This is a genomic window from Bacillus pretiosus (assembly GCF_051294775.1).
GTDB lineage: Bacteria > Bacillota > Bacilli > Bacillales > Bacillaceae_G > Bacillus_A > Bacillus_A wiedmannii.
Genome location: NZ_JBPPHF010000672.1, coordinates 1 through 279 on the forward strand (window position 1 = coordinate 1; position 279 = coordinate 279).

Sequence of the window (279 nt, forward strand, 5' to 3'; positions counted from 1 at the left end):
GTTCTAAAAAGGAGAATCTATTTCCTGCAACCGGTATATTAATCATTGGAGATGAAAATAAAATTTCACCAATTATTAATCGTTATCAGGAAATTACGAAAGAAAATGAAGTATTTTCTGTAAAAAAAGGTAAAGTTGGAAACGGACAGGTATTAATTTTAAATGAGTCTACAGCACAAGCATTGATTAAAGCTAAAGTTTTTCGTGAACGAGACAATGGCTCTAATTATATACCTGTAAATACGTTACCGAAATTCCCAAAAGAGGGTTCGCTACTGT

General features: G+C 31.9%; 1 protein-coding gene. It reads left to right on the forward strand.

Going from position 1 to position 279, the window contains the following annotated elements:
- Positions 1 to 279 (forward strand): lipoprotein BA_5634 family protein (locus tag ACSG5Z_RS32635; RefSeq protein WP_435713013.1); only part of this gene is annotated, 279 nt, incomplete at both ends.